This is a genomic window from Mesorhizobium sp. WSM4822 (assembly GCF_055811155.1).
In genome coordinates this window covers 1-7971 of sequence record NZ_JBVVQM010000044.1, presented here as the reverse complement: position 1 = coordinate 7971, position 7971 = coordinate 1, and the positions used below count along the sequence as shown (strand labels likewise).

The following is a 7971-nucleotide window of genomic DNA, read 5'->3' as shown; positions in this document are numbered from 1 at the left end:
ATGATCCCGCCAGCGGTCTTGGATTCGGATTCGACCCGGCGAACGACCACGCGGTCATGAAGCGGGCGGAACTTCGATTTTGCCATTTTTTCTTCCTCGATGAGAGTGGTGAAAACACCATCCGGCGGCGCCGGACACGTACAAAGCCCGGCTGTGCGGACCTGCAGTTAGCACTCAGCAAAGGCGAGTGCTAACGTGGCGGTGAGATAAACCGTGGCGCGGCGCTAGTCAAGACAACAGGGTGGGCGATCGCGATATTCCGGGCGATGCAACCCTGAAAGAGTTCAGCGAATCGACGGTGTTCGGAGCTCGACCCACAGGATGAATCCACCCTGCGGATGGTTAACTTTTGTGCCTTCCGCGACCGCCGGCGCGGTTCGTCGCGCCGTAGAGAGCAAGTCGGGCGCTGAGCATCTACTCGCCCCGAGACGTGCCGAGCTTTTGCGTGGGAGGGGGCATGCGGGATTTATGACGAGGGCTTGCCGGTTCATTGGAATGTATTTCTATCCACAAGGTGGATGCGTCTTATCGAAACAAACGATTTTATCAATCTTTCGGAATCTCGCATTGGAAGCACCTCACACGCCCCGATCGCCCGAACCCTTGTCGTGTGACGTCGCGACGTGACCGGCAAAGGCCTGGCGCCGCGCCCACGTCAAAAGGCATCATTATGGAAAAAAACAGAATGGCTGATCAACTCGCAACGGAAATCATTGCCACGATCAAGAACCGCCTCGAATCGGAAAGCGGCGAGAGCGTGTCCAATATCGGCGAAATAACGACTGCCACCGAACTAGCCTCGCTCGGAGTCGATTCCCTGGGTTTGGCGGATCTCCTCTGGGATGTGGAGCAGGCCTATGACATCAAGATCGACATGAACTCGGCCGACGCCTGGTCGAATCTCAACAATGTCGGCGACATGGTGGAAGCCGTTCGCGGTTTGCTCGCGAAGGAGGTCTGATTGGATAGGCGAGTCGTCATTACTGGGATGGGCGGGCTTTGCGGCCTGGGCAACAACGCTGCCTCTATCTGGAAAGAGATGCGCGAAGGCCGCTCCGCCATCCGCCCGATGGTAACTTCCGAGCTTCATGAGATGAAGGGCACTGTCGGTACCGAGATAAAGGAGCTGCCGAAGCACGACATCGGCCGCACCCAGCTCGTCTCCATGGACCGCCTCAGCCTGCTCGCTGTGCTTGCAGCGCGCGAAGCGATGCAACACGCCGGACTTTCCTGCGACGAGGGAAATCCGTATCGCTTCGGCGCGACAGTAGGCGTCTGCGGTTGGGGCTGGGGAACGGTCGAAGAAACCTACCGCGCCCTCTATTTGGACGGCGCGAAGCGTACTGGCCTCTACGCTGCACCAAAGGGATTGCCGAGCGCCGCTGCCAGCCAGGTCAGCATGAGCCTCGGCCTGCGCGGCCCGGTCTTTGCCATCGCGTCTGCATGCGCATCAGCCAACCATGCGATCGCTTCGGCGGCGGATCAGATCAGGCTCGGCCGAGCCGACGTGATGCTTGCTGGAGGCGCCGAAGCGCCACTCGTATGCGTTCAGCTGAAGGCATGGGAGGCAATGCGCGCCCTCGCTCCGGATACTTGCCGGCCCTTCTCCGCCGACAGGAAGGGAGTGGTGATAGGTGAGGGTGCGGGCATGGCCGTGCTGGAAAGCTATGAGCATGCAGCGGCGCGCGGTGCCACAATGCTTGCCGAGATTGCAGGCATCGGCCTTTCCGGCGATGCCTTCCACATCGTCGCGCCGTCCATCGAGGGGCCGGAGGCCGCGATGCGCGCTTGCCTTGCCGACGCCGGGCTGAATGCCGAGGACGTCGATTACCTCAACGCCCACGGCACGGGCACCAAGGCCAACGACCGAACCGAGACGGCGGCGATCAAGCGCGTCTTTGGAGACTATGCCCATTCGATGTCTGTCTCGTCCACCAAGTCCATGCACGCGCATTGCCTCGGCGCAGCGAGCGCACTTGAAATGATCGCCTGCGTGATGGCGATCCAGGAGGGCATCGTGCCGCCGACCGCCAATTATCGCGAGCCAGACCCCGATTGCGATCTCGACGTCACGCCCAATATGGCGCGCGAACGCAAGGTGCGCGTGGCACTGAGCAACGCCTTCGCCATGGGCGGCATGAACGCAGTTCTGGCGTTCAAGCAGGTGTAAAAGCCATGCGAGATGCAAGTAACTCTATCTCTCACATCCAATCCTTGCCGGATCACGGTTGTGAAGGACGTCCCTTGGACCGCCTCGTGAATGCGCCAAGTGGCGGCGGAAGGTCGACGAACCGGACCTCGTTTTTGCAAAATTCTCAACTGTTGAAGCGGCGGACCTACCGCTACCCGGAAGGTTAAGCGAGGTCCTTCAGTTCGGCTCGAGGTTTGTCCAAAGCTTTTACCCGACACTGTCTGGAGGCACGCAGGGCCGCCAATGGCCGCTTCCATGCGAAGCCAGTCCTTAGAAAGGGAAATCGATAACAATGTTCGATCTGACCGGCCGCAAGGCGCTCGTCACCGGAGCAAGCGGTGGAATCGGCGAGGCCGTAGCACGGGCGCTGCACGCGCACGGCGCGACGGTCGGCCTGCACGGCACGCGTGTCGAAAAGCTCGATGCGTTGGCTGCCGAGCTTGGCGGGCGCACAAAACTGTTTCCGGCGAACCTCTCGAACCGCGACGAGGTCAAGGCGCTGGGCGCAAAGGCGGAAGCCGATCTCCAAGGCGTCGACATACTGGTCAACAATGCCGGCATCACCAAGGACGGGCTTTTTATCCGCATGTCGGACGACGACTGGGACGCGGTCCTCGAGGTCAACCTGACCGCCATGTTCCGGCTCACACGCGAACTGACCCATTCGATGATGCGCCGCCGCAACGGCCGCATCATCAACATCACCTCCGTGTCCGGCGTGACCGGCAATCCCGGCCAGGCGAACTATTGCGCCTCAAAGGCTGGCATGATCGGCGTGTCCAAATCGCTGGCGCACGAGATCGCAACACGCGGCGTGACAGTGAACTGCGTGGCGCCGGGCTTTATCGAATCCGCCATGACCGACAAGCTGAACGACAAGCAGAAAGAAGCGATCATGGCCACCATTCCGACCAGGCGCATGGGCACCGGCGTGGAAGTCGCCTCGGCTGTGGTCTACCTGGCTTCGAACGAGGCCGCCTACATTACCGGCCAGACCGTTCATGTGAACGGTGGTATGGCAATGATTTAGCGTGAAAAGTTCAGTAGGCCCCGAAGATTCCCACCCAGATAGTGGTCTGGGCCGAGCGGGTCGGTTAACTGGCCGGGTCGAAGCCTCGTGATCAAGGCCGCCTTGGGCGGAGATTTAGGACAAACTCTTTGAAACGCATGTCCTTTCTCATCCATCGCGTGGAATGCATTCATCGAAACAAACGATTTTGCCAATCCCGCAGAATGTTGCATAGCAAGACTTCAAATATGTAAGCCAAAGGTAACTGTCGATGTTTGTATTGGTTCCGAGCAGTATTTTTCCGGTGTACGCCTTCCGGTGTACTCGGAACGCAGCGGAGACGCGTGTTCGTTGTGGCTAGTTCTTCGGTGACCTGCGCAAGCTACATCGAGCCGGCTCGATGCGACAAGCGTCCCTCTGCTAGGCGCTTCCCAACAAAACAGCAACAAAGATGAGGTCTTTCCATGTGCTCTGACGTGCGGTGGAGGTTGTGCTGGGAAAGTGACTTGCAACAGGCCGACCATGTCGAACTCTCCGAGTTTTTCCGAAAGACCTACGGACCGACTGGGGCCTTCAACTCAGAGCCATTCGAAGGCGGCCGTAGCTGGGCCGGTGCGAGGCCGGAACTCCGCGCAATCAGCTACGACGCGCACGGCGTAGCGGCTCATATCGGCATACTACGCCGGTTCATCAAGGTTGACGAGGTCGAGCTCCTGGTGGCTGACCTGGGGTTGTACGGGGTGCGTGCGGATCTTGAGGGACAAGGGATCGGTCATTCAATGCGCGTTTTATATCCAATATTGCGGCAGCTTGGAGTTCCATTCGCTTTCGGCACCGTTCGGCACGCGATGCGGAACCATATGGAGAGGTTCTGCAGAGACGGCCTGGCGGCGATTGTCTCGGGCGTTCGCGTGCGGTCCACTCTCGCAGATGTTTATCTCGACCTGCCGCCCACGCGAGACGAGGACGTGCTGGTCGTAGTTGTGCCGATTGGACACTCGATGAGCGAGTGGCCAACCGGCACCCTGATCGTTAGGAACGGTCCGGAGCTATAAAACATCTCGGAGTGCCGCGTGATGGCGCTGAGGCACCTGAGCAGCGGGCTTTTGCAGAGCTACTCGGACTGAATACGCGTTCCTATGCGCGTTTGCTGTGGATGATTAAGCCGAATTAAAATACAGAAATCTGCGCCTCTAAATCGATCCGAGCGCGAGTTCCGCGCACGGACGTTCCGGACATGAATCGCTGAAATCGACCAAGCACCGGCTTCGCAAAATCCGTGCCTGACGTGACGTAAGATCCCGTGTTTTTCCGACACACGGGAACGACTTCCAGTCTCACGTTGTGCAACGAAATGAGGGGGCAGCAATGGTGGCTGGCGAACCTAATGACGTGCGCGTCAAGCGTTGCGGTGAGGGATGGTTCGTTCATATTATCGAGGACGGCAAACTGACAGCTCTCCGGTTCAAGACACAGTCTCCCGCCGAGAATTTCGCCGATGGCCAACGAGCTAGGCTCGGCCTTGCTGCCAAGCCACCGATCGACGAACGCTGATATGTGACCGGATCGAGCGTTCGAGCGCTGGTGAGCGCTGGCGCTGGCGGGAAACACTTTGCCGAAGGCCAATTCAATGCTGCTTGGGCGGCCGTCTGTGTCAAGATCGACGGAGTAACTCAGGCGGTCGCGTAGGTGATTATCCCGATCGAAGGCGACGATCCGCGGCTTCCTTGCAGATAATAATCGGGCCGTCGGGCTGACAGGTGCGAGCCGCAGCTTCGGCTATGGATGCAGCATCGTGAACCGCCATCGCCGAGGGTGACATAGGGGAAATCCGGGCGCCGGAATTCTTGTTCCATATCTCCACGAATTCGTTCGGCAGGATTCCGGCTGCGGTCATGGCAACGAAGAGTGCGATCAGGTCCGCGTTGACATAATTGGACTTGCCTAGGGCTCTGCCGTTCCTTGGCCCTTTGCAGGGCAGGGCGAGGATGCCGAGCGCATTTGGCGCAATGCTCTTGCGGTCAGCGAGGCTGGCGCCTTCGAGCAGCTGAGCTGCCGCGCGCAGGACTGCCAGCCTGTAGCCGATGCGGTGACCAGACCAACTGGCCAGCACGGCTCTCTACAAACGCGGCTTATTGGCTGCTCGTCTTAGCAAGAAAATGGTCGGGCCTCAGAGTGGGGCATGAACGTCGCCAAACCGCGAGGCATGGCTCCAGCCCGAGTTGCTGTTGCCCGCGAGCTCGCCGTCATTCAGCGTCGCATGAGAGGCCGTCTCGTCGATGCACACGAGCTTCGCTGGACCCGCGAAGCGAGACGCTCAAGGCGCTGCGGCTGATCCGCACCGACTGCTTCCATTGAGGGAGGTTGAATTAGCGCAAAAGCAGCCCTCATCGAGAGCACGTGAAAACATCCATCCCCTAAATATATTCACAACGGCAAACGATTACCGCCATGATTTGACGAGCGGTATACAAGGCGCTTCGTCGTGAGGGGCATCGGGAGATTGCGATGAGAAAATTTATCCTGCAGCTGAAACAGCTTCTTAGGGGTAAACCAGCTCCCGAAGCAATCGACGACGAGCGGCACGATGTGAGCTTGGGTCGTGATGGCAGCGACAGAATCGACGCTTGTCGGGGCGACTATCAATCTTTGGCCCGCGAGGGCGACCACCAATCCTATGGCGCTAAGGCATGGGACGAACTCTCCGGTGACGGAAACCGTCACAAACCGCATGTTTTTGGGGAGGACAATGACAAGCTCTGCGGATTCGGCGAACACGTCCTCGATGGAGGCAGCAAGGATTATCTGAGCGCGGGCGTTGACTCACGTTTCCAGCATCCGACGAGCGGCTTCGATCCGAGGTTAGGGTGGAAGCCGCACATTATCGCTCTCGTCGATATCGAACGTGATGCCTTCATCTTTCATACGGTGGGATACTACAGGGAGGATTTTGGCACGAACTCCTTCGACAACGCCAGCGCACTGTCCGGCTACCCGGCGAAGTGGTTTTACACAGGCAAGTCCTCATTAAACGAGTTCGTCGCTATGTCGCGCCCCGACCTTATCGAAAGTCCGACAGCCCGGTTCAGACACACTTGATCTCGACACCCTATTTCCTCAGCGCGTAGCCAATCTGGCGCGGCGTCAGTCTCAGCAGGCGCGCTGCCTTTGCCTTTACCCAGCCGGATCTTTCCATCGCCGCGATGAGACGCTCGCGATCGGTCATGTCCCTGTCGCTTACGAGGCCTATCCGAGCAGGCGCTGGCAGTGCCTGCTCGCCGTCAACAGGCGGGGCCGCACGGCGGCCGAAGCAAAAGCACCAGACGATTGCATGGGTTCAGTGGCGATCGTGCGATCGGCTCGGATTTCGGCGCAGTCTCCTTCGATGCGTGCTTCCATAGCATGGCGGAAAGGCATCGGCCGTGTGAGCAATCATGGTCGCTTCTGACGATTGACGCTCCCGCTGCCAGGGTCCCCGTCCGATGCACGCAATTTTCAAACTCGGGGATGTTTCCGGGAAAAGCACAGTTAATCAGCACTTCAGTCGCACTCCGATCGAACACCATCGTAGGGCCGTGTTTCGCTGTTGAAATTCTTGAAATCGAAGCGGCAAGGAGCGGAATATCACTGCGCCGTTCACGCAATGGCGGCACCAGCAAGGGAACAACGCTGATGCAATAATAAAAGTCGGCGCGTAGCTCGTTCCTTGCAACAGCGTCTTCCAGGTTCCTGTTCGTGGCGGCAATCACGCGGACGTCGACCTTAATCGTCTTGGGAGATTGGCGATCTCATCGCTTGAAGCGCGATCGGCGCCGGATTTGCTATCGAATTCGGCGCCGCACTCGACCCGCCAATCTCGTTGCGTCCTTGTTTGCAACAGATCCTTCAAAGAAATTCATGGAACCTTCGCGACCGCAAATCGCTGTCAATGGTACGCTCACCGCGACTTTCACGTTCAGTGGGCGGCATATCCGTCGCCGAACAGCATTTGCGAAGAGCGCCAAATGGCAAGCCAGCAGGACGAGGTTACCACTCATGCGCAGATTGATTACAGCCAAGTCGCCCGCGATACGATACTCGACATTGGCCCGGTCGAAGTTGCGCCGTAGTCTGGCTCTCACCGAGCCGTCGCCGGACATAAGCTAGGGCGTCAATGAAGGACGAGGGCAGGATCTCGAGCAGCGCGCGGGGCATCAGTGCCTCATATTTTCGATCTCCGACTGAAGGGCATCATCAAGATGGTTGATCCCTACCGCAAGACGGCGACAGGATACTTCGGCGTAATGAGCCTAAGTTCACCTAGGAGAAGACGGACAGAGCTGACGACTTGCTCCGTGAAGCAGGACCGGCAGCTGCATTAGGGCTCGCTGACAGGGCATCCCATAACAGGTTTCAACTGGCTAAAGCCGCGCCCGGCCGCGGCACGCGCTTCGACATCATGCTGACGGCTGTGTGATCGACACGGACGGTTACCGGAAAGGCGACAAAACGTGCGTTACGACATCCTTATTATCGGAGGAGCCATCGTCGGCTCTGCGATCGCCTACTATCTGCGTGAGCAAGGGTTTTCTGGCACGATCGCGCTTGTCGAGCGCGACCCGCAATTCGCGCATGCGGCAACGACGCTGTCGATGGCCTCGATCCGCCAGCAATTCTCGATCCCGGAAAACATCCGCCTGTCGCAGTTCACGCTGAAGCTGTTCCGGCGGCTGAAGGAAGAGTTCGGCGCCGACGCCGATATCGGCTTTCGCGAAGGCGGCTACCTCATCCT

Annotated in this window: 8 protein-coding genes and 3 pseudogenes; 8 read left to right on the top strand and 3 right to left on the bottom strand. The window is 58.9% G+C overall.

Annotated elements, in window-relative coordinates; genetic code table 11:
* Window positions 1-86 (bottom strand): annotated as a pseudogene (locus AC0L3E_RS34195) (co-chaperone GroES); the annotation flags it as partial.
* A 599-nt stretch (window positions 87-685) separates the two neighbouring features.
* Between AC0L3E_RS34195 and AC0L3E_RS34190 the strand changes: the two are divergent.
* From AC0L3E_RS34190 to AC0L3E_RS34170, 5 genes are all read left to right on the top strand, one after another.
* On the top strand, window positions 686-961 hold the full coding sequence (locus AC0L3E_RS34190) for an acyl carrier protein (protein ID WP_473565046.1): 276 nt from the start codon (window positions 686-688) through the stop codon (window positions 959-961).
* A complete protein-coding gene (locus AC0L3E_RS34185) occupies window positions 962-2170 on the top strand; it encodes a beta-ketoacyl-[acyl-carrier-protein] synthase family protein (RefSeq protein WP_473565045.1) in 1209 nt (402 codons plus the stop codon).
* A gap of 313 nt (window positions 2171-2483) precedes the next feature.
* Window positions 2484-3221, top strand: coding sequence for a 3-oxoacyl-[acyl-carrier-protein] reductase (fabG, locus tag AC0L3E_RS34180; protein WP_473606854.1), 738 nt, complete (start codon window positions 2484-2486; stop codon window positions 3219-3221).
* Between the two features lie 443 nt (window positions 3222-3664).
* A complete protein-coding gene (locus AC0L3E_RS34175; protein ID WP_473606853.1) occupies window positions 3665-4255 on the top strand; it encodes a NodA family N-acyltransferase in 591 nt (196 codons plus the stop codon).
* A gap of 313 nt (window positions 4256-4568) precedes the next feature.
* Entirely contained in the window at window positions 4569-4754 is a 186-nt protein-coding gene (locus AC0L3E_RS34170; RefSeq protein ID WP_473565042.1) for a hypothetical protein, read from the top strand.
* A 139-nt stretch (window positions 4755-4893) separates the two neighbouring features.
* On the opposite strand, the gene AC0L3E_RS34165 is transcribed toward AC0L3E_RS34170, so the two are convergent.
* Window positions 4894-5097 carry an aspartate 1-decarboxylase gene (locus AC0L3E_RS34165; RefSeq protein ID WP_473606856.1) on the bottom strand — a complete coding sequence of 68 codons (204 nt, stop codon included), beginning with the start codon at window positions 5095-5097 and terminating at the stop codon, window positions 4894-4896.
* 199 nt (window positions 5098-5296) lie between these two features.
* Between AC0L3E_RS34165 and AC0L3E_RS34160 the strand changes: the two are divergent.
* A pseudogene (locus AC0L3E_RS34160) lies at window positions 5297-5535 on the top strand (IS110 family RNA-guided transposase); the annotation flags it as partial.
* Window positions 5536-5708: 173 nt separating this feature from the next.
* Window positions 5709-6299 (top strand): hypothetical protein, encoded by a 591-nt coding sequence (locus AC0L3E_RS34155; RefSeq protein ID WP_473606852.1) that lies wholly within the window; start codon window positions 5709-5711, stop codon window positions 6297-6299.
* Between the two features lie 10 nt (window positions 6300-6309).
* Here AC0L3E_RS34155 and AC0L3E_RS34150 read toward each other — a convergent pair.
* Window positions 6310-6979: pseudogene (locus tag AC0L3E_RS34150) on the bottom strand (AAA-type ATPase lid domain-containing protein); the annotation flags it as partial.
* A 711-nt stretch (window positions 6980-7690) separates the two neighbouring features.
* Between AC0L3E_RS34150 and AC0L3E_RS34145 the strand changes: the two are divergent.
* Window positions 7691-7971, top strand: a 281-nt coding sequence (locus AC0L3E_RS34145) for an FAD-dependent oxidoreductase (protein ID WP_473606851.1), incomplete at its 3' end; no start/stop codon positions are given.

Excerpts from the sequence above, each read along its gene's own strand:
- AC0L3E_RS34190 (WP_473565046.1), top strand. The coding sequence starts at position 686 with ATGGCTGATCAACTCGCAACGGAAATCATTGCCACGATCAAGAACCGC.
- fabG (WP_473606854.1), top strand. The coding sequence starts at position 2,484 with ATGTTCGATCTGACCGGCCGCAAGGCGCTCGTCACCGGAGCAAGCGGT.
- AC0L3E_RS34170 (WP_473565042.1), top strand. The coding sequence starts at position 4,569 with ATGGTGGCTGGCGAACCTAATGACGTGCGCGTCAAGCGTTGCGGTGAG.
- AC0L3E_RS34155 (WP_473606852.1), top strand. The coding sequence starts at position 5,709 with ATGAGAAAATTTATCCTGCAGCTGAAACAGCTTCTTAGGGGTAAACCA.
- AC0L3E_RS34175 (WP_473606853.1), top strand. The coding sequence starts at position 3,665 with ATGTGCTCTGACGTGCGGTGGAGGTTGTGCTGGGAAAGTGACTTGCAA.
- AC0L3E_RS34165 (WP_473606856.1), bottom strand. The coding sequence starts at position 5,097 with ATGACCGCAGCCGGAATCCTGCCGAACGAATTCGTGGAGATATGGAAC.